We start from the raw sequence: 24630 nt of genomic DNA, 5'->3' as shown, positions 1-24630 counted from the left end.
AGTACTCAATGATTATCGGGAAAATTTGACAAAAAAATAAAGCCCCATTGGGCTTTTTAGCTATTTTTTCGATAGGCAACTGTCAAACACCCGAAATCATCACAAAAAAATGAATTTATCCTGAGAAAACATTTGACACTTACTAATCGTATTGCTATTATGTATATAAATTCAAACAACCTCACGGTGAAAAGAAGAGTACGGATAACGGAAATGCACAGAGAACCTCGGTAGCTGAGAAGAGGACAGGAAAGTTATCCAGAAAATGGTCTTAGAGTGATTAGCTTGCGAACGCCTTAGGGCCTCAGCAAGCTACGTGCGCATACGTTACAATGCCGCAGTATAACAGGACAGATCAATCGTCTTGCGTACTGACTGAGGGAGCCATGCGCGAGCATACTCCGAACCAAGGTGGTATCACGATGAGTAATCATACGTCCTTGCACAGCAATGTGCAGGGGCGTATTTTTTTCGCACTATTTTGTTTGACAAAAATAATAAATGGAAGAAGGAACTTAACATGACAACAGCACAAAAAACGACAACTTTACCATTCAGAGCCGACCACGTAGGGAGCTTTCTGCGCACGGAACCATTGAAGGAAGCCCGCTTGAAGTTTGCAGCCGGCGAAATCGACGCAGCCGCTTTGGACCAAGTGGAAACGGAAGAAATCACGAAATTGGTCAAAGATCAAAAAGAAAATGGTTTGAAAGGTTTCACTGATGGCGAATTCCGCCGCTCTTGGTGGCATATCGATTTCATCGAAAACCTGAACGGATTTGAAGGCTATGTACCGGAACACGGCTATGATTTCGGGGATGTTGAAGTCCGCAAGTACGCTTTCCGCAACGTCGGCAAAATTTCTTTCAACCCGAACCACCCTTTCCTGGCTGCTTTCCAATCATTGAACGAAATCGTCGGTGACCAAGGTGTGGCGAAATTCACGATTCCGAGCCCGAACGAAGTTTTCTATCCAGGCTACCGCAACGAAGAGATCTATCCTTCGGTTGAAGCGTACCAAGCGGACGTGCAACAAGCCTACATCGACACGGTCCAAGCCTTATATGATCTGGGCTGCCGTTACCTGCAATTGGACGATGTGCACTGGGGCTTCCTCTGCAACTTCGCGAATGATTCGGAAGAGTACAAAGCTTCCAAACGCGTCGCTGCCGAGAACGTTCAAGCTATCATCGAATCGAAACCGGCCGACCTCGTCTTGACGACACATGTCTGCCGCGGTAACTACAAATCCCACCACTCATTGGAAGGGGCTTATGATCCGATCGCAGAAGAACTGTTCGGACAAACAAGCTTTGACGGTTACTTCTTGGAGTATGATACCGATCGTTCCGGCGGGTTCGAGCCGCTTGCCTTCTTCAAAGGCAAAGGCCGCATCGTATTGGGTCTGGTCACTTCGAAGACAGCTGAGCTGGAAGACAAAGAAGAAATCAAAGCCCGCATCAAAGAAGCCAGCAAATATGTGCCTTTGGATCAGTTGGCGTTGAGCACGCAATGCGGATTCGCCTCCACTGAAGAAGGCAACTTGCTGACGGAAGAAGAACAATGGGCTAAAGTCCGCCATGTTGTAGAAATCGCCAAGCAAGTTTGGCCGGAAGACTAATATTATAATGATGAAACGCACAGTCGGCAGCCGACTGTGCGTTTTTTTGTTGATTTTACTTTGCGGTCGGTGGTTCAAGTTGCCGGTAAATTGCGGGAACTCCGGCGAAAGGAGGCTTTACCGGAGTTCGGGATCGGATTCCTGCCTGTCCTCCGATGAGGGGAGCTTCGTCGGAGGACAGGCCGAATGTTAACGGTGTTCTCCGGTGAGTGGGGGCTTCACCGGAGCTGACGACCGTTCCCACTGCTCAGGCCCAGCGAACGGAGTTGTCGTATAGCCATTATTCCCTGATTTGTAAGCTTTCAAGCAGATTGTAGTCGATCGGATTATTCCGCAACATCCCTTTTGCGATGGCAATGACTTCCAGACCGGCACCCACTTTGAATACCAGCTGCGGTTCAATCGGGAAGTTCACCTGAATATCCGCCTGCTTCGTCAATTGGCGATCCATCTGCCTGATCAGAATGTCCAGACTTTGAATCGCGACATTGAACGGCGATTCCAGTTGCCTGTCTACCGCATCATAGATCATCGACACGGACATCAGCACGCTAAAGAGCGAACGATCAAAAAGAGGAATAGGCAAATTCATCATCACCCCGCCATCTACCAACTGTCTCCCATCAATCTCGGCCGTAGAAAAGACCATCGGAAACGCACAGGACGCAGCTACGGCAACTCCCAATTCGATATCATGTGGATAGATGAGCCAATCTCCGGTCGGACTCGTGAAAAATTCGGGCCTGTTGGTGAAGACGATCAATTCGCTTGTATGGATGTCAACAGTTGTGATCGCGACAGGCAATCGGCAGTCGGAAAGCATCCGGCAGCCGATTTTTTCAAACAATTGACAAGCCATCTGCTTCAGACTCTGCAATTCAACGAAGCCGTTATTGTGTTCGCGCACATGCTGAAAGAGCAGGTAGGCGGGCCTGCTGAAAACACCGCGATCCGCAAATTCCCTTTCCTCTTCCAATAAGGTTTCCTCGATTTCGGATGCCGTAAGCCCGCAGGCCACCAAAGCCGCTACGACCGCCCCCATCGATGTGCCTGCGACGGCATCTATTTTGATTTGATGCTTCTCCAGGTCATGCAGAACTGCGAGCTGCGAAAAAGACTTCAGGCCGCCTCCAGCCAGACTTAGCCCGAACAGACCCTTCCCATTATCTCCTTGCACCGGCTGTTCCATTTGCGATCCCTTCCTTCAAAAGTAGTTTTCTACTATAATTATCGCTTATTTCGGCGGAATCCACAAAAAGGAAGACTGTTGAAGGAATGCCAGCTCCTGCGAACGTGCCTTTCGCAGGAGCTGGATCGTTATATTCAGGTGGCTTCTCCGGCCAGATTACCGCTCCCCGGAGTTGAAGTCCATTCCTCAGCCCGACCTCCGACGAAGCCATCCCTGGCCGGAGAACGAACACCCCTTGATTGCCCGCTCACAGGTACATCGGCACAACGCAAAAAAGCGGCAGTCAGCCGCTTTTCCGCATAAAACTATTCGAACCCTAAGATAAAAATCCCTACCATAATCATCGCAATGACCGCGTATTGTTTCGCACTCAGCTTTTCCTTCAAGAAAATGCGGGACAGGATGACCGACACCATACTATAGGAAGAAATCAGCGGCGCAACGATGACTGCATTTGCGCTGATTGCAAAAACATAGAAGAACTGACCCAACGTTTCAAAGATGGCCGCCAAGCCTCGGTCTTTCTGATCGCGCAAAGCGAAAGTCTCTTTCTTGATCCCGACAAGATAGATCCAAGCCACAACGGCAACGATCAACCAAGTCAACTCGTAAGAAATGTTCGCTTGCATTTCATCCATGCCTCTGTCGAAGACCCACGCATCCGCGAACGTCCCCAATGAATCGATCAATGCATACCCCAACGGGAACAACAGAGCAATCGCACCGTACTTATATTTCCGATCGACCATTTTCTTATTCTCTTTCCGTTCCGCCTCGGCAAAGCGCTGCTCGAAAATGGATAGCAGGATCACGCCGAGCGTGATCAGGCCGACCGCGAAAAATTGGATCCCGGTCATCGATTGCCCCAGGAAAATAAACGTCAGCAAGCCCGATATCGCGCCGGACGAGTTCTGCACCGGTGAAGAAATCGATAATTCCAGAAAACGCAGGCCGGCGTAGCCGACCGCCATCGACAAAATGTACAATGCCGATACCGGCAAATAGGTGAGCATATTGATCGGCTCATACACAACGCCCGAAGTCAGCATGACGTAGACCGCATGGATCCCCATGACCGCCCCGACCATGATGACGATCTTCAGATAACTGTATCTATCTTTCGGATCGCTCCCCTTTTTATAAAACAAATCCGCCGTGCCCCAGGCCAAAACGGAAACTATCGCAAACAAAAACCACATATCCATCCATCCTTTATAAAAATAATTTCAAAAAACTTACTTACCGAAAGAGCGTCGTAAAGCCCCTTGCTTCAGCTATGGGGATATACGACGTGCACTTAGTTGTGTTATATGAACACACGTTGTATAATTCGTATATGGAAAATAAAAAATATAAATCAAATAATAACATCACTTATTCTTGTACCTACCATGTTGTATGGTGTCCAAAATATCGGCGAAAGGTCCTTGTTGGACCAGTAGCGGCACGCTTAAAGGAGCTCATTGTAGAAACGTGCACCGCTCTATCCGTCGAAATTCAGGAAATGGAGATCATGCCAGACCACGTTCACCTCCTATTGGATATAGACCCACAATTCGGGGTTCACAAAGCAGTCAAACGCATCAAGGGAACGTCTTCCCGCATGCTGAGGCAGGAGTTTAAGGAACTGACGACAAAGCTACCCACTCTTTGGTCGAACAGCTATTTCGTTTCCACAGTGGGTGGTGCACCGTTTGAAATGATCAAGCAATACATCCAAAGCCAAAAGACCTCACAACGCCAGTAGATGCAAAGCAATCATCAGGAAAGGAGGAACACGTATGGCTAAAAGCAAAACAGCTTCATTTGTCGTAGAGATGCGACTGGTCACGTATCAAAATGAACAAGCAATACTGGATAAGCGTTTCAAAATCGCAGAAAAGCTGTATAACAAAGTTTTATACCATGCGCGTACGCAGCTGACAGAATTGTATAAGAACCGTCGCTACCAAGATGTGCTGGCAGAACGCCGCTCGGCAATCAAAGCAAAGGACAAGAAAGGTGAGACCGCGTGCAACAAGGAGTTGCAAACGATCCAAAAGACCTTCGGTATGACGGAATACGCTTTGCATGCTTACATCGGACGGATGCGCGAGGCGTACAAGAAGCATATCGACAGCTTCACAGCACAGAAAATCGCTTCTACAGTTTGGACAAGTGTGTCCTCCCTTCTGTATGGCAAAGGCAAAAAAGTACACTTCAAAAAGTTCGGACAGCTGGAATCGTTGGAGGGCAAGTCGAACGCTGCGGGCTTGCGCTTCAAAGGCGACCGTTTGGAGTGGAAAGGGCTGGTTCTGCCCGTCAATATCCGAGCCAATGACCGATTCATTCAGGAATCTCTTGCCTTGCACCGGGTGAAATACTGCCGCATCGTACGTAAGGCATTCAATGGCGGCAATCAGTACTTTCTGCAGTTGGTATTGGAAGGCATCCCGCCAGTGAAACGCAACAATAACACAGGTATGCCCCGCCGACAACCTGCTCCGAATGCGGAAGTGGGTATCGATATCGGCATCTCTACGGTGGCGGTGGCAGGTGATGACGGCGTCATCTTGAAGGAATTGTTTCCAGAAGGGAAGTCCTATGATCGCGCGATTCATCTGTTGCAACGAAAACTGGACCGGAGTCGCCGCGCAACGAACCCCGCCAACTTTAATGTTGACGGCACCGTCAAGCGGGGTGTCAAGTTGGCCTGGATACGGAGCAAGAACTATATGAAAATAATGTTTCGCTTGAAGAACCTCTACCGTCGTCGGGCGATGGCCTTAAAGGAAGCGCACAACAAAACCGCCAATGCCATCCTGGCACTGGGTAATCAGGTTTATGTGGAGGCCATGGATTTTCGCGCATTGATGAGGCGGGCCAAAGAGACCACGGTCAATACGGATGGGCGATTCAATCGTAAGGGTCGCTACGGCAAGTCCATCGGCTATCATGCGCCGGCTATGTTGGTCGGTATCGTAAAGCAAAAAGCACCCCAAGAAGGGGGCGCCCTCAAAGAGGTGGATACCTTTAAATTCCGTGCTAGCCAGTATAACCACGTAAACGATACCTACATTAAGAAGACACGTGATGAACGTACGGCCTTTGTTGGCGGGCAGCTTGTCCAACGGGACCTGTACAGTGCGTTCCTCCTGAAAAACAGCCAACCGACATGCAACGAAACTGACCGCACAAAATGTAGCACGACGTTCGCCACTTTCATGACACACCACGACACCTGCATCCAGGTGCTCTGCCAATCAACCGAACGCCAGTCCCGTAATTTCGGACTGCGAGACTTTCAATTTGCTTAACAACTGCATATAACAACCCAAAGGTTCAGCTGCGAGCCTTCAACGTGAATGGTGCCACTAGGCGCCTTGTTGAGAAAGTCTACGGGCTATTGGAAATAGAACGGAAATAGAAAAACGACATCTCCACTTTTGTGGAAATATCGCCAGTACGGTCCGTGACGTCCCAACCGCCCTTGGAACCCCCTGGATTTATCCATGGGGAGCAGTCAGTTACTAATTATACCGGATAGATAGAGATTGAAATAAAAATTAAGCAATGTCAACAATATATTAACAGACTAATCATAAGCGACACGGAATATATCCGGCTCAGTCGCGTACCCTTTTGCCCAGGTAAACCAAATCCCGTTCGATGCCGTCAAGTTCGGCCACTCTCGGTAAATATCCCCACTGTTCGAAGCCAAATTTTTTCATCAGTCCGATGCTAGGCTCATTGTGGCCGAAGATGAGGCAGACCAGATTGGTTATATCCAATTCTTCGCAGGCCGCCAAAGCGATTTCCATAATTTGGGTGCCCAGTTTTTTGCCGCGGTAATCTTCATGGATATAGATGCTCAACTCAGCCGTCTTGTCATAGGCGGCGCGCTCGTGGAAAGCCTGGAAGCTCAACCAGGCGCAGATCTTCCCGTCCTCTTCAAAAACCCAGATAGGTCTGTAGCTGGGTGAATGGTCCAGGAACCAGCCCATTTTCTGTTTGACGGTCACCGGCTCCAGATCGGCCGTCACCATCCGGCTGGGGATAGTCTGGTTGTAGATGGCGACGATTTCTTCCACGTCATCCAAGGTTGCGTTTCTATGTGTAAGGGTCATTGTTTATTCCTCCAAAAATCATTATTCACAGTCTGATCCAATAAGGACTATACGCTATTCTACCAGTTCGCCAGTCAGTTGTGCATCTATTTTCAGCAGAGACAGCAATTTCTGCAGGATTGCCGCAGTTTTTCGTAATCTTTCCAAAAAAAATCGGTTATACTGGATACAAGAATGGGGTGGACAACATTATGAATGAAGAAATATATATTGCCGAAGATGAGGATGGCATCCGTTTGACCGTGAAGACATTTTTGGAGAGCGAGGGCTATGCGGTCTCGGATTTCCCCAACGGCGATCTCCTGTACGAAGCTTTCCTCAACAAACAACCGGACTTGGTCATCCTGGATGTGATGATGCCAGGATCGAGCGGATTCGAAATCACAAAGAAAATCCGCGACATCAGTTCGGTGCCGATCATCATCCTGACCGCAAAAGACAGCGACATGGATTACGCGACGGGCATTAACCTGGGCAGCGATGATTATTTCACGAAACCATTCAGCGCCATCGCCCTGAATATGCGCGTGAAAGCGATGCTGCGCCGCATCAAGATGGATCAGGAACGCATGCCTTCCCGTCAGGAAGAAGCGACGCTGCGGATCGGCGATATCGAGATCGATCTGGCCGCCATGTCCGTCAAACAAAATGATTCCCTGCTCAACCTGACTCCGAATGAATACAATGTGTTCGTTTATCTTATCGAAAACAAAAACCGTGCCGTTTCAAGGGATGAACTTTTGGATTCTATTTGGGGCTACGGCAAGGACATCGAGACGCGGGCCTGCGATGATACGGTCAGACGCCTGCGCAAAAAACTGGCCGGTTCCACAGTCGAGATCGAGACGGTCTGGGGATTCGGCTTCACTGTGAAGGAGTCGCCTTCCGAATGAAAACAGCAAAAAAAAGTTTGAAGATCCGGCTTCTGACGACCGTCACGGTTCTATTGGCGATCGTCTTTACCCTCATTTATTTTGTGTTCAATTTATTCTTCACGCAGTATATCGAAACTACAGCAACATCCTTGCTCGTCGAGTCGCGGCAAAATTACATTGAGCGGCCTTTCAATGAGGAAAAAAAATTGGATACTGCTCCCGCTGCATCGGATGCACCCGCTGTGGATGAGCCAAGGGACAAAAATCCTGAACCGCACACGGCCTTCGCATCCAGCGTCAAGAAAACGATCATCTCCGACGATTTTGAAATTCTGTTTCCACAGATACAGGATACAGGCTTCAGTGAGGATGATGCCCTGACGAATTTCGTTTCCGGCCTGGAAAGTTCCAACATTCAGTTGGATCAGACCACCGATGGGAAATTGGAACTGGAAGACAATCTCTACTACTATTCCATCGCACCCAACGTCGAAGAGGCAGGGACCTATGCGGTATTCTATCTGAATATGTCCGATCTGTACGTCTTCGAACAGAACCTGAACCAAATCCTGTTGATCATCATGCTGATCGGTCTGCTGACCATCGCGGCGATCATCTACGTGCTCGTTTCCAGAATCACGAAACCGTTGCAGACATTGGCCCTCTTCGCGAAAGAAATCGGGGACGGGAATTACCAGACGATCGACGAAGAGTTCGTCGACCTTGAGCTCCATGAACTGAAGACGACCATGAATGAAACCACCAAAAAGCTCAAGTTGTACGATGCCGACCAACGCACTTTTTTCCAGAATGCTTCGCACGAATTGCGGACACCGTTGCAGATCATCAAGACAAACGCAGAAGGCATCGAAGTCGGCATCATCGATGATAAAAAAGGCGCCAGCGCCATCAAAAACGAGACAGACAAATTGGGCACGCTTGTAGAGGATATCCTCTACCTGTCCCGCCTGGAAACTCGTTCCTCGGACCGTTTGACCAGTACGAACGACATCCGGGAAACATTGTCCTACACCGCTGAACGCTACGCCAGCGTCAGCGATCAAAAAAATCTGCAAGTGCTCTTCGACTTCCAGAAAGCCCCAGTCCTGTTCCATTATGATGAACGGGATTTTGAACGGGCCTTCCAGAATCTCATCTCCAACGCCCTGCGTTATGCAAAAGGCATCATCCGTTTGGGCTGCAAGGAGATCGACAACCGGATCATGATCACCATCTATAACGATGGCGAACCGATTTCGAAAGCCGACTTGCCACACATCTTCGACCGCTTCTACAAAGGCAACAAAGGCGTGCACGGCATCGGGCTCTCCATCGTCCAATCGATCGTGCAGACCTACGGCGGCCGCATCGAAGTCATGTCCTCCGCAAAGGGAACGACTTTCACAATCATCCTGCCGCAACAAAACACTTAAAATAAATAAGAAAAGCTGAACGGGTTCGTTCAGCCCTGAAAGAAATTTAGGAAATCTTTCCGACTGAGCATCGAAGAGCGCAATAGGACAGATTTATCTAATTTCCGAAGGGCTAACCCGTGAAGCTGGACATCATTTTAGGTGCATGAAACATTTTGCAAGCCTGTAAAACACCAATGGTGATGCACTTTTCACTCTGAAAAATTTTATGAATTCCTATATGTTAAAACATGGACCGAAATGCTGCCCGCCCCCATAGGCCAGCGTTTCGGTCTTTTTTTGCAGTGGGATTCGGCACTCTTTCAACCTTACGCACCTTTCCGCTCATTTTGCTCCATTTTTGCAACAACTCTCTGCCCTGTTTACGGAGAATTGTTTCCCGAATCGGCATAGAATAAGGACATCAAGAGAAACAAGAAACGAGGTTGAGCGTTATGAGCGAAATCTGCTACCGCAACGAATTCAAACACGAAATTTCCCAAAAGAACAAAGTCATCCTGACAAGTCGGCTGAGAAAATTCCTGAAACATGATGAGAATTCAGTAGGCAACAGTTACAGCATCAGGAGTCTCTATTTTGACACGATCTATGATGATGCTTATTGGGACAAAGAGGATGGCCGCAGCTACCGCGAAAAATTCCGGATCCGTTATTACAACAATGACAGTTCCTTTATCCGCCTCGAAAAAAAGGTCAAGGACGGCGCAGTCGGTTACAAACAGAGCGCCAGCATCACAAAAGAAATGGCCGACCGGCTTATCCAAAAAAAATATGACTGCCTTGCTGATGCCAGCCATCCCTTGCTCCAGGAATTCTATGCGAAGTGCAAAAGCCAATGCATGGAACCAAAAGTGATCATCACCTACGAACGGGAGGCTTTCGCCTATGCCCCCGGGAACACGCGCATCACCCTGGATTTCGATATGCACGCCAGCACACAAGTATCCTCCTTCTTCCACGATGGCCGTATCGGCATAAGGGAACCCGGGATTGACTGCGTACTGGAGGTCAAATTCGACAATTATCTGCCGGAATGGATCCAAAGTCTGGTGCAGACAGAAGAAACCAACAGCACATCACATTCAAAATACGTAATTGGAAGACATTTAAATCAAATATAAGTTATTGTCCAGGAGGAATATTGAAATGACAACATTTACAGATATCTTAAAAAATAGTTTTTTGGAAGAAACGGCCGATTTTTCCCTAGCGGCGGCTTCAGTTTCCCTGCTATCGGCGCTCTTCATCGGTTTGTTCATCTTCTTCATCTATAAAAAGACCTATGCCGGCGTCATGTATTCGAAACCCTTCAACACATCGTTGGTGCTGCTCTCGGTCCTGACCACTTTCGTCATCCTGGCCGTAACTTCCAACGTTGTCCTTTCCCTAGGTATGGTCGGTGCCCTTTCCATCGTCCGCTTCCGAACCGCCATCAAGGAGCCGCTTGATTTAGTCTTCCTTTTCTGGTCGATCAGTGTCGGCATCATCCTGGGAGCTGGCTTGTATTCTCTGGCTTTTCTCGGATCTGCGTTCATAACTGTCATCCTGCTCGTGCTGACAGGAAAAGTCGATTCTTCGGCCCCTTACATTTTGATGCTGCAGCTGGAGAATGAGAATGCTGAATTGCAGGCTACCGAAATCATCAAAAACCGTTTCGGCAAAGTCATCGTAAAATCCAAGAGCATCACGGACGGTCAACCGGAATTGATCTATGAAGTAAAAGTCAAAAACAACGAAACAAGCTTCATGAACGAATTGAGCGCCATCGAAGGCGTCCAGAACGCCACTTTGGTCAGCTACAACGGCAACCAAGCAGGATAAGAAAAGCGGAGCAAGCCCGCTGGATATTATACAAAATTATCATAAAAACCAAACCAGAACAGGAGAATTAACCCATGAAAAATACTATAATGAATCTAAAGAATAAACCCCTAACGCAAATGCTCGCATTATCAGGCACCCTTGCCTTACTGACCGCTTGCTCGACTGAAGCAAGCACCACTGCAACATCCAGCGCCGTTTCGAACACTGAGGCGACAGTGGAATCCACCCTTGTATCAGACTCCAGCTATTCAGAAAGCAACAGCACAGCCATCAGTTTTTCCGATCAGACCATCACAGTCGATGGATCCGGAGCCGCTGCTGACGGTTCCATCCTGACCATCACGCAACCAGGCACGTATATCCTCAGCGGAACCCTGAGCGAAGGCCAAGTCCGTGTCGAAACAGTCGATGAAGCCGATGTCCAGATCGTTCTCGATGGGGCTACCATCACGAATTCCACAGGAGCCGCCATCTACGTTAAAAGCGCCAACTCCGCGACCATCACTTTGGCTGAAGGCACGACCAACACTTTAAGTGATGGGGAAACCTATACCTTCGAAGAAAGTGAAGACGAGCCCGATGCGACCCTATTCAGCAAATCCGACCTTATCCTGAACGGAACGGGAACGTTGGTCGTCGATGCCAATTATGCTCATGCCATCAAAGGGAAAGATGATGTGACCATCGCAGAAGGCACCTATGAAATCACTTCTGTCGGCGATGCAATCAAAGGAAGCGATTCGCTCTTCATCAGTTCCGGTACCTTCACGATTGATGCTGGCGGCGATGGACTGCAATCGACCAATGAGGAAGAAGAAGGCAAAGGCACTTTGACGATTGAATCCGGCACCTTCGCGATTACGGCAGCTTCTGACGGCATCCAAGCCGCAACCGATCTGCAGATACTTGGTGGCGACTTTACGATCACAACCGGCGGCGGGAGCGCGAACAGCAGCACAGAGAGCGAAGCATGGGGAACTTGGGCAGCACCTGTTGCAGAAGCAACTATCACTACTGCTGAGGAAACGACCAGCGCCAAAGGTTTGAAAGCCACAGGAGCATTGACTATTTCCGGCGGGACATTCATTTTGGATACTTCCGATGACGCGCTCCACACGAATGATTCCATCCAAATCACTGGCGGGGACTTCACGATTGCATCCGGGGATGATGGCATCCACGCCGATAACACCTTGACAATCGATGACGGAACCATTAATATCAATCAAAGTTATGAAGGTATCGAAGCTACTGAAATCACTCTGAACGGCGGAGACATCACATTGACGACATCTGACGATGGCATCAATGCTGCAGGCGGAAACGACGCTTCAGCCGTCAGTGGACGTCCTGGCGAAAACACGTTCACCTCCACTGCAGAAGGAGCGGGCCTCTTGAGCATCAACGGTGGAACGCTTGTGGTAAACGCAAGTGGCGATGGACTCGACAGCAACGGCAGCATCGAAATGAACGATGGTACCGTGATCGTCAGCGGTCCGACCAATAGCATGAATGGTACATTGGATTACGATAGCACGTTCAACATGAACGGCGGTACCCTGATCGGGGTCGGCAGCTCCGGCATGGCGATGAGCCCTTCTTCGACCTCAGCACAAAGCTTCCTGTTCACGTCGTCCCTGCCATTGGCTGCGGAAGAAGCCATCCAGATCACCGGTCCGGACGGAGAAGTGATCATGACTTTCGAGGCTTCCACAACGGCCCAGTCCTTGGTATTCTCCAGTCCTGCCCTGGTCAACGGCTCTGCGTACACGATCACAACCGGCGGCACAGTTTCCGGCGACTCAACAAACGGCATCTACGAAGATACATCCTTCAGCGGCGGTTCATCCACTGTTGAGGTCAGCGCAACGACTGAAGCGAGTGGTGGCCAGATGGGCGGCTTTGCTAAATAAATACATTTCGCTTCTTTTCAGCCATCCACGGCTGAAAAAAATAGCACGGTGAGGAACGCTCTTCTTCCTCGCCATAACGATTTCAGCTATCCTAAAAATGATTATCCGGAGTAGGTGTACTTAAAATGAAAAAAAGAAAAAGACTAAAAAAGAAAAATGCGCTTATCCTATCCACCGTATTCCTAGCGGGATGCGTCACGATCCTTTTGTGGGACTTAGCAATCAGCCAAGATGGAGAAAGTGCTGCATCCGCACAAACAGTGGCTCATGATCTTGCGTACGATGTTGAGGAAATGCAGGAAGCCGATGAAGAAAGTTTGGCTGAAGCGAATGAAATCCTCCAAAGCAGCACGATCTTGTCCTCTTCCGGAGAAGAATTGGCGGCAAAAGTGGATGAAATGAATGCAGCCTATCCCAATCAAATCGGCTTCGTCCTGATCAATGAGCAAACCGGCGAGGCGGTTACGACCAATGAATCGCGCATCTTCACCAGTGCCAGCCTCTACAAATTATTTCTGACATACGCCATTCTTACGCAAGTCGATGCCGGCACGATCTCCTTGCAGGACCAAATGGCGGATGGCGCAACGGTAGCTGACTATCTGACAAGCACCATCACTGTTTCCGACAACGAAACCGCCAAGGAACTCGCCTATTTGATCGGATGGGACAACATCGAAGCCTTCATCCATGAACAAGGCTTCGTTTCCACAAACTTCCACCCCTACCTGGAATCCGACGGTGTCTATTACAACGGCGACTTGGAAACGACACCCGCCGAAGTGGCTTTCTTATTGGAACGCCTGCTGGATGGGGATTTGCTTTCAGAATCCAGCACTGCTTACTTTCTGGGGTTACTGGCCGATCAGCAGTTGGTCTACGCCCTCAATACCGGCTTGGACGAAGGTGTCACTTTTGCCCACAAAACCGGCTTACTTGACTATGTCTCCCACGATGCAGGCATCCTGACATTGGACGGTCAGACATATATCGTGGCTATATTGACGGACGGTTGGCAGGATGCGACCAACGATGCAACACCTGTCTTCGAAAGCCTCGGGTCTGCCGTAATGACCTATCTATATGCACAATAAGGATTCAGACAAAAAGAAGAAGGAGCAACCGTGGTATGAGGTAGCTCATTCTTCTTTTGTTCCACTGTTACAACTTACGCCTCATTACCAAGGAGCGAGCTGCCCGCTAGTCGGAGGAGCGTGACCCGGAATCTGTCCGTAGCTCCGGTGTGGCCCCCGCTCACCGGAGTAAACCGGTAACTTTCGGCAGCTTCTCCGGCGAAGCTACCCTCATCGGAGAACGTAAACAAAATGTGGGGCGAACTCCGCCGAAGCCTCCGTCCACCGGAGCAGAGCAGCGGGATCCTCTTGGTCCGAGCATCCACTTCGAGTATCCACTCCGTATTAAAACAGCAGCAAAAGGCTTATCATTAGCTATCTGCCCCGAGTTGCGGTATGCTATAGAGGTACTATCTATTTGCTGATGTTATATTTTTTAATAGCCAGCTCAAATCCAAGCCAGTACAGGTATACTTCCAGGAGGAAAACATATGAAATTACAAGTAGAGAAACGCGAAAAAGTTGGCTCATCTGCAGCAAAGCGTGCACGATTGGACAAGAAACTGACTGCAGTCATCTATGGTAAAGATGTTGAAGCAACTCCAGTATTACTTGATGCAAAAGATTTTGACGAAGTGCTCAAGCAATTAGGTAAAAATGCGATTTTTGAAGTCAGCATATCCGGCGGAAAAACGACGCAAGTCATCCTTAAGGACATCCAACAGGCTGCCCTGAAGAACGAAATCCAAAACGTCGAATTGCAAGTAATCACAAAAGGTCAAAAATTGACGATGACTGTTCCGATCCACTTGGTCGGTAGTGAAGACGTCAAAGAAGGTGTCTTGACCCAAACATTGAACGAATTGGAAATTGAAACGGAAGCTACCAATGTCCCTACCGAATTCCAAATCGCTGTTACTGAAATGACCATTGGTGATACTTTAACAGTTGCCGATATCAAAGTCGATGCTGACATTTCAGTCCTTACCGACCTAGAAGAAGCAGTTGTTGTCCTTTCTGCTCCAGTAGCCGAAGAGGTTGAAGAGGCAGAAGCTCCAACCGAAGAAGCTGAAAAAGTCACTGAATAACATATCAAACTTCACCACGTTTATGTTTCCTATAAAAACAAAAAAAGTTTCGGTTTTGGGCATCCAAAACCGAAACTTTTTTTGTATTCTATCACAAATTCAGCCCTTGCCTTGCCTGCGTACGAACCTTAGTCAGCATGACACTGCTCCCGCCCGTGACTTTTTTCCAAATAGTTTTCCAGGAACCGCTGAGCCAGACTGCCGTTTTTGATGTTCAACCGTGCATCTTCGATGGAAAACCATTCCGCCTGATCGACTTCATCGGTCATGCCATCGAGACGCTCGTTCGCGACGGTACAAGAAAAATTCAGCATCAGCGTGTTGGTTTTCTCAAAATATTCGCTTTTGTTGTAGTGCCAGTCGATTACCTCAATTCCGAGCTCTTCAGCGATTTCACGAGCTGCCGCTTGTTCAGCGTTTTCGCCCTTATTCAGATAGCCCGCGCAGAGGATGTAATCCGTCCCGCCGTACTGCTTGATCAACAAAATTTTATTCTGCGCTTGATTCAAGATGATCATGCTCACGGCTGTGTTGAATACCGGGAATCGATATCCCTCGCAACCCTTACAATAAGGAATCATCCCTTCATTTTCCAGATATTTCCCTTCAAGTTCTGTTCCGCATTCCATGCAATAATTCATCTTTTTGTACTCCTTTTCCGATACCGAGTCCGCCCAGTTCCGATTCCAAAATTGCCGATATCTTTTCAATATTTGCATTTCAACTCCCGGGCAATAAGGATTATTATAGCATGTCCTTTCCGCTTTCAATTCATTTTTTGTAATCCTGGCAAAAAAATAGAACCGGCCATTCGAAAAGACGAATGGCCGGTTCTCGTGGTTGTTCTCAGGATTCGCAGATGGCTTTGATGTTTTCCAGTGTGTGTTGGGTGGAGTTTTCTTCCATTTTGTCCGTCACCAGTTTGTCAAGGATTTTGGTGAACAGCGTTTCAGGCGGCACGCTGTCGATGTCGAACGTCAGCTCGGTTCCATTATCTTTTGCGACATAGCGGCTAATTTGCTTAGTTGGAAAACTCCCGGTGATGTTCCCTGCCCAAGTTGCGCCATCAGCAGTGATATTGCTTTCCGTCACTTCGATTGTGATTGGGAAATGGATGCCCATCATGGAATAGCTCGATTTTACGATCGTGCCCACCTCGCCTTTGCCGCTGATGCTTTCCGGTTCGGCAAGACCATTGTAGAAGTGCGACCAATTCTCGGGATTCATTGTGTACTGATAGACTTTTTCGACTGGGGCGTTGATGAAGATGGTTTTTTCAAAAGTAGCCATTACTGTTGCTCCTCTCATAAATTCAGGCATTGCTTTTTCTGCTTTCAGGATTGCATTTACGGATGGCTGCGGAAAGGTATTGTTGAAACGGGACTGTTGCAATGACGAGCTTTGCCGGAAAAATCCGACAGATTTCTTACTCGTCTTCATTATACGCCCACAAACCAAAATTTCCAAAAACGGCCCCCTGTTTTTTAAGGTTGTTGGCGTTTTTTTTGCAAGAATTTGCAAGAATATCGCTGCTTTTCGGATCGTCCAGTTTGTCCTGAGTAAGTGTTCGCATTACAATGAAGATGATAGATTCGGATGGATATTTTTGGCGATTACTGCGGTCCAACAGGTCAAACGGATAGAAATTAAAACTATCGAAAAGCGAGGGGATCATGATGGGCGGATCGAATACCAAAGGTGCTCGAGAGGAAGAGATGGAGCGCCGTCAAGGCTTATTGAAGGATCTGATTCTGCGTCTTCATGCAGGCGAAGACTACGAACAGATCAAAAAGGAATTCAAGGAACATTTTGCGACGGTCAGTGCCCTCGAAATTTCGATGATGGAGCGGAGGCTGATCGAACAAGGCATCGCAGTCGAGGATATCCAGCGGCTTTGCAGCATCCATGCCGCCCTGTTCGCGGATGCTGTTACTTTTGCGCAGACCATATCCAGTGAGAGCGAAAAACCCGGTCATCCGATCCGGGTGCTGAAGGAAGAAAACGTGGCCCTCGAAGCGACGTTCGACCGCATCACCCGTCTTTTGGAAAGTTATCTGGAGCAGCCGGACCCTGATCTCAAAGCAGGGCTTTTGAAGCAGGTGGATCTTCTCTGGGGTTTCGACAAACACTATGCGCGCAAAGAATACGCCATTTTCCCCATCATGGAGCGCTATGGCATGACCGCCCCGCCGAAAGTGATGTGGGGCGTGGACGACGAAATCCGGGGACTGTACAAGAAACTCAGACAGATGCTCGAAACGGCACAGCTCGATAACATCAAGATCATTTTCGAAACGCTGCGCCAGGAAATGAAAGAAATGTTCATCAAAGAGGAGGATATCTTGTTGCCGATGGTATCCGATTCCTTCACCGAAGAGGATTGGCTGAAGGTCGCGGACGAATCGGAGGAAATCGGCTATTGCATCGTCCATCCGGAGGCGGAATGGAAGCCCGAGCGCGTAGGTCCGGAACCAACGGAAGAGATGGGCACCGTTCCTGAAGGCAATCTCGCTTTCGGCACCGGCTACCTCACGATGAAGGAGCTTGAGAATCTATTGAATGCTTTGCCGTTGGAGCTGACCTTCATCGACGCAGAGGATACCGTAAAATACTACAACAACGGACCGGAAGAAAAAATTTTCATGCGGACAAAATCCGCCTTGGGACGGCACGCCGAGAACTGCCATCCGCCGAAAAGCGTTGCGTTCATGAAGCAACTGGTTGCGGACCTGAAATCGGGCAAAAAAGACAAAGAAATGATGTGGTATGAAGAATTCGGGAAGTTCGTCGTCGTGACCTATCTCGCGCTCCGTGATGAAAACGGCGTGTATCTGGGCACACTGGAGTATGTGCAGGACGCCAAATCCATCCGGGAGCTGACGGGAGCCAAACGCAAGCTGTCCGACTGAAGAATGTTCCTGAACTCCGGTGAGTGTTGTTTCATCGGAGTTGGCGCGCGAAACTGGTTCTCAACTCCGACGAGCGCAGCTTAACCGGAGTTGGAATGGCAATCAACTCCGGTGCTCCGGTGAGTGTGGCCTTCACCGGAGTTCGCGCCCATCACTGTCGCATTCCAAGATAAAAAGCCGACGCATCAGTCAAAGGATGCGTCGGCTTTTTCGGTTGTTTAGGCTAATCTTTGATGACTTGTGAAGTCGGGCAGTGCTTTTCAACCCTCGGACCCTCTTTTGTAACGCCGAGGTGCACCATCATCGCGTTTCCGGCAATACAGTCGGCCTCCGCAGCAGCCGGTACAGGCTCATTCATCGGACAAACCGTTACCGTGCAGGCGTTGCATTTCTTTTTGCCGCTCGCGATCAAACGGATTTGACGGAATAAAATGTACCCCATCAAGGTCATAAACAACAACAAAACAATCCAAGATTGAACATTCATAGGTTATTCCCCCTCTTCCTATTTGACCATCGGTTTCGCCAAGCTGCCCCACATCGGCGAAGCTTTTTTAGGCGCGGGCCTTAGGACCAAGAACATCAATATAGCAGTTGATGCAGCCGCTATGCTGGCTCCCGCCCCGAATGGCGTGCCCAACACAATAACGGATCCGAGCTGATTGATGATGAAGGCCAAGACATAAGCCAAAGTAGTTTGATACAAGACGCCGAAAAGCGTCCATTTAGCGCTGCCGAATTCGGTGCGCATCGCTCCGACAGCCGCGAAACACGGCATGCAGATCATATTGAACACAAGGAACGATACTGCGCTGACCGGGTTGAACAGTGTGCTGAATGCGGCTGCTACCTCCGCCTCCGAACCGGTTGTGTTCATCAGCACACCAAATGTGCCGACAACATTTTCCTTCGCAATCAAACCTTGGATGGTCGCCACCGTCGCTTGCCAAGAGCCGAAGCCCAATGGCGCGAAGAAAACAGCAACTGCACTGCCGATTTTGGCCAGGATGCTTTGCTCGCTTTCGGCAGTCATCCGCAGTTGCCAGTTGAAAGAAGATAAAAACCAAATAAAGCTGGAGCTGAGGAAAATTACAGTTCCCGCATTTTTGACGAAGGCCAAACAACGGGCCCATACTGCGCGGAAAATGCTTTTCCACTGCGGCCAATGGTACATCGGCAATTCCATCACGAACGGTGACGCTTCACCGGCAAAAATGGCCGTTTTCCGCAGCAACACGCCGGACAAGATTACCGTAGAAATCCCCAAGAGATACATCGATAGTGCAACCCACGATGCCCCGCCGAAAATGGCGTTGGCAATCAAGGCGATGACCGGCAACTTCGCACCACAAGGGATGAACGAAGTGGTCAGGATCGTCATACGGCGATCCTGGAGATTCTCGATCGTGCGGGAAGCCTGGATGCCCGGTACAGAACAGCCGGAGCCGATCAACAACGGAATGAATGATTTCCCTGAAAGTCCGAAGCCGCGGAAAACCCTGTCCATCACGAAAGCGACGCGGGCCATATAGCCGCTGTCCTCGAGCAAGGTCAAGCAGAGGAACAAGGCGGCCATCTGCGGCAGGAAGCCCAGAACTGCGCCCACCCCTCCGATGGCACCATCAACCACAAGGCTGCTGACTGCTGGATGGATGTCGATGCTGTCGAAAAAACTTTGTACGGCACCTGGCACGATGCTTCCGAACAACACATCGTTTACCCAATCGGTCCCCCACGTCCCCACAGTTGTGATGGCGAAGTAGTAGACAGCATACATGATCAGAACGAAAATCGGCAACCCAAGCCAGCGGTTCGTTACGATGTGATCGATCATGACCGAGAAAGAAGCTTTGTCGCTATTTTTCACGAGCATTTGGCGCGTAATTTTCGTCACGAATTTATAGCGTTCGTTGATCAGGATTGCTTCGGAGTCGTCGTCCAATTCCTTTTCATAACGGCTGAGCAGGCCTTCCATAACTGTCTGACCGTCCTCAGGAATCGCAAGTTTTCCAGAAGTTTGTCCGTCCCTTTCGAAAAGTTTGATGCTGTAGTAACAACGCAATTTTTTCGGAACCAATGGAGCAATAATTTCTTCGATCGTATCCAGGATGCTTTCCACGACGATACTGTATGTAATCGGTTCAGCTACAGATATCGGTTCAGCGATGGCCTTGAACAACTCTTCCAATCCGCTTTCCTTCAGAGCCGAAATCGTTACGAACGGCAATCCGAACGCGCGCGACAATCCGGCGACGTCCAGCTGATCGCCCCGTTTCTCGACGATGTCCATCATGTTCAGAACGACAACAATCGGCAGATCCAATTCCATCAATTGGGTAGTCAGGTAAAGATTCCGCTCCAAGTTGGAGGCATCGACGATATTGATGATCAGATCCGGTGCATCCAGTGTCAAATAATCGCGCGTGACGATTTCCTCGATTGTGTATGGGGAAAGCGAATAGATGCCCGGCAGATCAATGACCTGCGTCTCGCCGTCATGCAGCAATGTGCCGGCTTTCTGTTCGACCGTAACCCCCGGCCAGTTGCCGACGCGTTGGGTGGAGCCTGTCAAATGGTTGAATAAGGTCGTTTTTCCGCTATTAGGATTTCCGACCAGCGCTATGGTTTTCCCCATCAGTTTTCCTCCCCGAACGTAACTTCAATCATTTCGGCATCTTTTTTGCGTATCGATAATTCGTAGCCGCGCACCATCACTTGGATGGGATCGCCTAATGGAGCGACTTTTCTGACATAAATGCCAGTGCCCTTCGTGATCCCCATATCCATGAGTCTTCTGCGGGTAGCGCCCTGTCCTGTTATCTTGTTCACAATTGCAGTCACACCGATCGGCAAGTCCCTTACATTCGTCAAAATCGTCCCCTCCATTCCTTCAGCGATAGTAATTTTCCGACACTAATTGAGAACCATTCTCATTAAGTCCTAGCTTAAGGCATAGACTCCTCCAGGTCAAGACAATTCGTGCATTTTTACTTATTTTTTATCGTAAACAATCTGATGGATTCCGTAAACACGCACACAAAAAAATAAAAAAGCCCGGAAGAAATCAGATTCTCCCGAGCTTGTGAAATATCGGCACTTCTCAGCGACGATGTTTGTCATAATTGTTGTGGCTGACACTCGATACTTCCAAAACGGCTTTGATCACGACGGCGACCACTGCCCCTAGAACGGCTCCAAGCGGCCCGAACAAGAGGATGCAGACGACCGTCGCCAGAAACGTGTACAGCGGCCGGATGCCAATTTCCTTGCCGGTAATGAACGGTTCGGCAATCTGACGGACAACCACAAGAATGATGTACAGCAGTCCAATTTGCCAAGCCAACGTTGTGTTCCCGAGCAGCAGATGGATCACCGCCCAAGGGATCATCACCATCCCACTTCCCAGAATCGGAATAAGATCGAAAACCGCGATCCCCAGCGCTTTCAGGAACCAAAAATCGACGCCGAAGTACAGGAACCCGATGCACAACAGGACAAAGCTGATAGCAGCAAGCTTGACGGCCGATATGAGATACCCTTTCAACCCTTTTCCGGTTGCGTTGATGATTTCCTTGATATAATAGCTGATTGTTTCCAATACGATCACTCTCTTTCTATGGATGAACTCATTATACACACCTGTGCGCCTGCCAGTCATCGGGCATTGGTCGGATTCTTTCGTCCTCTGCGCAAAGCGACTGATGGCGGATGCCATCAGGATAGTACTATGATAAAATGATATAGGAAACAGACATTGATTACACGTGAAAACACTTGGGAAATGGAGCATAAAATGGAATCCAAACATCTTCAGAAATTTTACGATAAAACCCCAGCCGAAAGGATCACTGCCTTAAAGTCGGCTGGCATCCTGGATGAAGAAGCGACAGCCAACTTGCAGGCAGGATTGCGGTTGCCGCAGGAAATCGCCGACAATATGATCGAAAACCAATTGAGCACGTATGACTTGCCCTACGGTGTCGCCTTGAATTTTTTGATTGACGGGAAAGAATATGCCGTCCCGATGGCCATCGAAGAGCCTTCCGTCATCGCTGCGGCCAGTGCCGGTGCGAAACTGATCGCTAAAGCGGGCGGTTTCCGGACCACAATCCAGGAACGGATCATGATCGGCCAAGTCGCCTTGAAAAATGTACCAGATAGCGTTGCTGCGGAACAGCTGATTCTTTCGCATCAGGAAGAGATCCTGAAGGTTGCCAATGCTGCCCATCCCTCCATCGTGAAGCGTGGCGGCGGAGCCCGCCGCGTCAGCGCTAGGATTCTGCTTGCAGATGATGTTGAAGGGATCCCCTCGTTTTTTGTCGTCCATCTGCATGTCGAAACGTTGGAGGCGATGGGGGCCAACATCATCAATACGATGATGGAAGGCGTCATCCCTTACCTGGAGAGTTTGACCGGGGGCGAAGCTTTGATGGGAATCCTGACCAATTACGCGACCGACTGCTTGGCGACCGCCGAGTGCCGGATACCGGCTGCACTTCTGACCAAAGGTGTATACTCCGGTGAAGAAGTGCGCGACCGACTGATCGAAGCGTATCAGTTTGCTTACGTCGATCCTTACCGCGCCGTCACCAACAACAAAGGCATCATGAACGGCATCGACGCCATCGTACTGGCATCCGGAAACGATTGGCGCGCCATTTCTGCCGGTGCTCATGCTTATGCCTCCCACAGCGGACAGTACCGGTCACTGACAACTTGGAAAAAAGCGGAAAACGGGGATCTGCTCGGAAGTCTGACGTTGCCATTGCCGATTGGAGCTGTGGGCGGATCGATCAACTTCCATCCCGCTGCGAAAATGACGAAAGAAATCCTCGGCTACCAATCAGCGGCCGAGCTGGAATCCATCATCGTCTCGGTCGGGCTGGCGCAGAACTTCTCGGCCATCAAAGCGCTGGTGACGGAAGGCATCCAGAAAGGACATATGGGCCTGCACTCGCGCTCGCTTGCGATCAGCGCAGGCGCAACCGGAGACGAAATCGAACAGCTGTCCGCGCGCTTGAAAGCTGAAAAAAACATGAATCTGGCGACAGCGCAGGATCTGTTGGAACGAATCCGGAAAAGCTGATCAGCCAACCCGGGTTGGCCGGGTTGGCCGCCAGCTCCGGTGAAAGCTTGCTTCGTAGGAGTTGACTAGGATTGATCACTGTTTGCTCCGATGAAGAGTCGCTCACCGGAGTTGACGAAGCCGAATACCGGTTTCCTCCTGCGAAGACCCGCTCACCGGAGTTGACGAGGCTGAACTCCATTTTTCTCCGGCGAACGCTCACTCGAATGATCGATCGCACGCTCGAACCATCACCGAAAACACAAAAAAACAAAACAGCAAGCCGGCAACCAGAATACTGGCTGCCGGCTTGCTGTTTTCATTTAACATTCATCGGGTTTTGTTCAGATAGATGCGTTTGTTGTCTTCCATCCCTTCGATGCAGATGGTCGCGGGATCCGCGTCCACATCCAGCTCGATGTTTGAGCCATCGACCGGCAAAACATGCGAAAAGAGCTCTTCATATTCTTTGACGGTCACTTCTTTGCGGCCGGCGAACATCTTACCGTGCTCGGCAGCTGCCAAAACCGCTTTGAAACCTTCCTGCAGCGTACCCGTGAAGAACTCGCCGACCGCGCCGGATCCGTAACTGAAGAGGCCGATTTTGTCGCCCGCCTTCAGGTCGTCGGAAAGCTCCAACAAAGACAACAGGCTCAGGTACAACGAACCCGTGTAGATGTTGCCGACGATCCTGTTGTAGATCGTGCTGGTTTGGTAATGTGCCGTCAGACGGTCGCGGTCCACTTCGGAACCCTGATCAAGCACTTCGCGCAAAGCTTTCATGCCCATCTTCGTGTAAGGCAGATGGAAACAGATGGCTTCAAAATCCGCCAACGTGGCACCATACTTCGCTTTGAAATCTTCCCAGGCATTTATGAAGAACGAAATGTATTGCTCATTCGAATATTTTCCATCGACAAAAGCCATTTCCGAATAGATGGGTCTCCAAAAATCCATCACATCGGCAGTCAGATAGCTGTTCTCATTCTCCAATACGAGGATGCGCGGTTCCGCACGGATGATCATGGCCACAGCGCCGGCACCTTGCGTCACTTCACCGGCCGTGCCGATTCCGTAGCGGGAAATGTCCGACCCGAGCACCAAAACCCGGCTTTCCGGATTCAAAGCGACATGCCCTTTCGCCAATTGGATGCCGGCAGTCGCTGCGTAGCACGCTTGCTTCAATTCGATGCAGCGGGCATGTTCCTGGATCCCCAGCAGATCGTGCACGTAGACGGCCCCTGATTTGGAATTGTCGATCCCAGATTCCGTCCCGAAAATGACCAAATCAATTTTCTCCAAGTCTTCCTTATCCACAATCCGCAATGCGGCGTTCGCCGCCAGTGTCACCGCATCCTGTGTGATGGGGGCAACCGCCATTTTTTCTTGCCCGATGCCGATTGTATACTTGGCCGGATCCACTCCCCTGGCCTCCGCCAATTTTTCCATATCCACAAAGAAGTGCGGCGCATAAAAGCCAATCTTATCTATCCCAATCTTCACATCCATTACCCCTTACTGTTTGTATCTATAA

General features: G+C 49.5%; 22 protein-coding genes. 12 read left to right on the top strand and 10 right to left on the bottom strand.

Translation table 11 applies throughout. The features are described 5' to 3' along the window. Positions 1 to 520: 520 nt before the first annotated feature. Positions 521 to 1621: a 5-methyltetrahydropteroyltriglutamate--homocysteine S-methyltransferase gene (locus C8U37_RS11955; protein WP_108033451.1), complete on the top strand. Its 1101-nt coding sequence runs from the start codon at positions 521 to 523 to the stop codon at positions 1619 to 1621. Between the two features lie 280 nt (positions 1622 to 1901). Here C8U37_RS11955 and C8U37_RS11950 read toward each other — a convergent pair whose 3' ends face one another. Together C8U37_RS11950 and C8U37_RS11940 are read right to left on the bottom strand one after the other, a co-directional pair. Continuing rightward, positions 1902 to 2810, bottom strand: coding sequence for a patatin-like phospholipase family protein (locus tag C8U37_RS11950; RefSeq protein WP_108033450.1), 909 nt, complete (start codon positions 2808 to 2810; stop codon positions 1902 to 1904). Positions 2811 to 3115: 305 nt separating this feature from the next. Continuing rightward, complete coding sequence (locus C8U37_RS11940; RefSeq protein WP_108033448.1) at positions 3116 to 4009, bottom strand: EamA family transporter; 894 nt, start codon at positions 4007 to 4009, stop codon at positions 3116 to 3118. Positions 4010 to 4146: 137 nt separating this feature from the next. Between C8U37_RS11940 and tnpA the strand changes: the two genes are divergently transcribed. Continuing rightward, positions 4147 to 4557 carry an IS200/IS605 family transposase gene (gene tnpA / locus C8U37_RS11935; RefSeq protein WP_108033457.1) on the top strand — a complete coding sequence of 137 codons (411 nt, stop codon included), beginning with the start codon at positions 4147 to 4149 and terminating at the stop codon, positions 4555 to 4557. Positions 4558 to 4591: 34 nt separating this feature from the next. Next, positions 4592 to 6106: a transposase gene (locus C8U37_RS11930; RefSeq protein WP_108033447.1), complete on the top strand. Its 1515-nt coding sequence runs from the start codon at positions 4592 to 4594 to the stop codon at positions 6104 to 6106. A 309-nt stretch (positions 6107 to 6415) separates the two neighbouring features. On the opposite strand, the gene C8U37_RS11925 is transcribed toward C8U37_RS11930, so the two are convergent. Continuing rightward, complete coding sequence (locus C8U37_RS11925; RefSeq protein ID WP_108033446.1) at positions 6416 to 6916, bottom strand: GNAT family N-acetyltransferase; 501 nt, start codon at positions 6914 to 6916, stop codon at positions 6416 to 6418. Between the two features lie 191 nt (positions 6917 to 7107). Here C8U37_RS11925 and C8U37_RS11920 point away from each other — a divergent pair, with 191 nt between their 5' ends. From C8U37_RS11920 to C8U37_RS11890, 7 genes are all read left to right on the top strand, one after another. Continuing rightward, entirely contained in the window at positions 7108 to 7809 is a 702-nt protein-coding gene (locus C8U37_RS11920) for a response regulator transcription factor (RefSeq protein ID WP_108033456.1), read from the top strand. Further along, positions 7806 to 9224 (top strand): sensor histidine kinase, encoded by a 1419-nt coding sequence (locus C8U37_RS11915; RefSeq protein ID WP_108033445.1) that lies wholly within the window; start codon positions 7806 to 7808, stop codon positions 9222 to 9224. The genes C8U37_RS11920 and C8U37_RS11915 overlap by 4 nt, the downstream gene beginning before the upstream one ends. A 434-nt stretch (positions 9225 to 9658) precedes the next feature. After that, positions 9659 to 10345 carry a polyphosphate polymerase domain-containing protein gene (locus tag C8U37_RS11910; protein WP_108033444.1) on the top strand — a complete coding sequence of 229 codons (687 nt, stop codon included), beginning with the start codon at positions 9659 to 9661 and terminating at the stop codon, positions 10343 to 10345. A 25-nt stretch (positions 10346 to 10370) separates the two neighbouring features. Then, the gene (locus tag C8U37_RS11905) at positions 10371 to 11045 is read left to right on the top strand and encodes a DUF4956 domain-containing protein (RefSeq protein WP_108033443.1); all 675 of its coding nucleotides are present in this window, start codon (positions 10371 to 10373) and stop codon (positions 11043 to 11045) included. A 74-nt stretch (positions 11046 to 11119) separates the two neighbouring features. Then, positions 11120 to 12961, top strand: coding sequence for a carbohydrate-binding domain-containing protein (locus tag C8U37_RS11900; protein ID WP_108033442.1), 1842 nt, complete (start codon positions 11120 to 11122; stop codon positions 12959 to 12961). A gap of 125 nt (positions 12962 to 13086) precedes the next feature. Next, entirely contained in the window at positions 13087 to 14055 is a 969-nt protein-coding gene (locus C8U37_RS11895; protein WP_108033441.1) for a serine hydrolase, read from the top strand. Positions 14056 to 14525: 470 nt separating this feature from the next. Continuing rightward, positions 14526 to 15122, top strand: a complete 597-nt coding sequence (locus tag C8U37_RS11890) for a 50S ribosomal protein L25 (RefSeq protein ID WP_108033440.1) — start codon at positions 14526 to 14528, stop codon at positions 15120 to 15122. 128 nt (positions 15123 to 15250) lie between these two features. On the opposite strand, the gene C8U37_RS11885 is transcribed toward C8U37_RS11890, so the two are convergent. Beyond that, positions 15251 to 15763, bottom strand: a complete 513-nt coding sequence (locus C8U37_RS11885; RefSeq protein WP_108033439.1) for an NAD(+) diphosphatase — start codon at positions 15761 to 15763, stop codon at positions 15251 to 15253. Positions 15764 to 15968: 205 nt separating this feature from the next. Then, complete coding sequence (locus C8U37_RS11880) at positions 15969 to 16412, bottom strand: SRPBCC family protein (RefSeq protein ID WP_170100283.1); 444 nt, start codon at positions 16410 to 16412, stop codon at positions 15969 to 15971. Positions 16413 to 16798: 386 nt separating this feature from the next. Between C8U37_RS11880 and C8U37_RS11870 the strand changes: the two genes are divergently transcribed. Further along, positions 16799 to 18031, top strand: a complete 1233-nt coding sequence (locus C8U37_RS11870; RefSeq protein ID WP_245879835.1) for a DUF438 domain-containing protein — start codon at positions 16799 to 16801, stop codon at positions 18029 to 18031. 223 nt (positions 18032 to 18254) lie between these two features. On the opposite strand, the gene C8U37_RS11865 is transcribed toward C8U37_RS11870, so the two are convergent. From C8U37_RS11865 to C8U37_RS11850, 4 genes are all read right to left on the bottom strand, one after another. Continuing rightward, positions 18255 to 18518 carry a hypothetical protein gene (locus C8U37_RS11865; protein WP_108033436.1) on the bottom strand — a complete coding sequence of 88 codons (264 nt, stop codon included), beginning with the start codon at positions 18516 to 18518 and terminating at the stop codon, positions 18255 to 18257. An 18-nt stretch (positions 18519 to 18536) separates the two neighbouring features. Beyond that, entirely contained in the window at positions 18537 to 20666 is a 2130-nt protein-coding gene (gene feoB / locus C8U37_RS11860; RefSeq protein WP_108033435.1) for a ferrous iron transport protein B, read from the bottom strand. Further along, positions 20666 to 20902 carry a FeoA family protein gene (locus C8U37_RS11855; protein ID WP_211306227.1) on the bottom strand — a complete coding sequence of 79 codons (237 nt, stop codon included), beginning with the start codon at positions 20900 to 20902 and terminating at the stop codon, positions 20666 to 20668. Before C8U37_RS11855 ends, feoB begins: the two co-directional genes overlap by 1 nt. A 229-nt stretch (positions 20903 to 21131) precedes the next feature. Next, the gene (locus C8U37_RS11850; RefSeq protein WP_245879834.1) at positions 21132 to 21668 is read right to left on the bottom strand and encodes an AI-2E family transporter; all 537 of its coding nucleotides are present in this window, start codon (positions 21666 to 21668) and stop codon (positions 21132 to 21134) included. Between the two features lie 144 nt (positions 21669 to 21812). On the opposite strand from C8U37_RS11850, the gene C8U37_RS11845 reads away from it, so the two are divergent. After that, entirely contained in the window at positions 21813 to 23117 is a 1305-nt protein-coding gene (locus C8U37_RS11845) for a hydroxymethylglutaryl-CoA reductase, degradative (protein WP_108033453.1), read from the top strand. 309 nt (positions 23118 to 23426) lie between these two features. Here C8U37_RS11845 and C8U37_RS11840 read toward each other — a convergent pair whose 3' ends face one another. Beyond that, positions 23427 to 24599: a hydroxymethylglutaryl-CoA synthase gene (locus tag C8U37_RS11840; protein ID WP_108033452.1), complete on the bottom strand. Its 1173-nt coding sequence runs from the start codon at positions 24597 to 24599 to the stop codon at positions 23427 to 23429. Positions 24600 to 24630: the final 31 nt, after the last annotated feature.

The sequence above is a fragment of the Trichococcus patagoniensis genome (assembly GCF_003051085.1).
GTDB classification, from domain to species: domain Bacteria; phylum Bacillota; class Bacilli; order Lactobacillales; family Aerococcaceae; genus Trichococcus; species Trichococcus patagoniensis.
The sequence above is the reverse complement of the archived record's forward strand: the minus strand, read 5'-3'. Positions and strand labels throughout refer to the sequence as shown.